General features: G+C 36.3%; 1 protein-coding gene. It reads left to right on the forward strand.

Translation table 11 applies throughout. The features are described 5' to 3' along the window. The first annotated feature begins 198 nt into the window (after positions 1-198). On the forward strand, positions 199-1,317 hold the full coding sequence (locus EO124_RS10110; protein ID WP_127059402.1) for an IS1249 family transposase: 1,119 nt from the start codon (positions 199-201) through the stop codon (positions 1,315-1,317). Positions 1,318-1,345: the final 28 nt, after the last annotated feature.

The following is a 1,345-nucleotide window of genomic DNA, read 5'->3' on the forward strand; positions in this document are numbered from 1 at the left end:
GGCCTATAGGACATTTTGAGTTGGTTTTTAGACCGATGAGACTAGTATTTATCTAGTCTTATCGGTCTTTTAAAATTTTTGTTAGATTTTAAAGGGTGGACAAAATGAGTTGGTAAAAAGTCTGAAACCCCTTGCTATATAAGGACAAAATAAGGTTTTATCTTTCTAGAAAGTATATTTTTTAGGAGGTAGAATTTTATGAAAAAAATTAGGTGTCCTTACTGTGGTTTTAACTGTATTAAATATGGAAAAACTCGAATAGGTAATCAACGATGGCGTTGTAAAGAATGTCATCAAGTTTTTACTAAACCTTATGATCATACAAACTCTGATTTTCGCCTTTTTCTTCAGTGGTTATTCAGTAAAAATGTACAAAAAGATATGCCGGGTGCCGGTCGTAATTTTCGTAGAAAAACGGTTAAATTTTGGGAACTTTGGCCTTCACCACCTAAAGTTGAAATTCAACGCTCGATAGTATTCATTGATGGTATTCACCTAGGGAGAAAGGCCTGTATACTAATCTGTTGTGATGAAACCCATGTATTAGGTTGGTATGTATGCCGATCTGAGCGAGCGCAGGCTTGGGAGGCTTTGATGAGCCGTATTGCTACGCCTACAGTCGTTGTATCTGATGGTGGTACTGGCTTTCGGAAAGCATTAAAAAAAGTTTGGCCAAAGGCCAAACTTCAAAGATGTATTTTTCATGCTTCTCAGCAGGTAAAAAGATATACTACAAACCGGCCTAAAACACTTGCCGGTGCAGAGCTATATGGCCTTTCAAATGACTTATTTAAGGTAAATTCAACAGATGCAGCATTAAATTGGATTAGACGTTTAACCGACTGGAAAGTTAATCATAAAGCCTTTTTAGATGAATTATCTTATGACGAGTACGGAAAACCTAGATTAAAACATGAAAGACTTTTAAAAGCAGAGCAGTCACTCATTGTATTAATAAAATCCGGTACCTTATTCACTTACCTAGATGAGACATTAGACTTTGACTGTTCATCTACTAATAACCGTATTGAAGGCGGTATAAATGCTCAATTAAGAGCTATGTTACGTAACCATAGAGGGATGAATATTGAAAGACGAATAAAAGCGGTTTTCTGGTGGTGCTATATGCACTCACCGAAACCGCTTTCACCCGCTGAAATACTCAAGGTTATGCCGACCAATAAAAGTATTTCTAAATTATATGATACCATGAATTCCAGAGAAAGATTAGAAGATTCTATTCCAACCTGGGGTGATGCTATTGTATGGAGTGATTTTCATTTCTCTGATCCATATCCTAACTATCTCTGGGATTAAATTACCAACTCAAAATGTCCTATAACCC

The sequence above is a fragment of the Veillonella ratti genome (genome assembly GCF_003992115.1).
Taxonomy (GTDB): domain Bacteria; phylum Bacillota; class Negativicutes; order Veillonellales; family Veillonellaceae; genus Veillonella_A; species Veillonella_A ratti.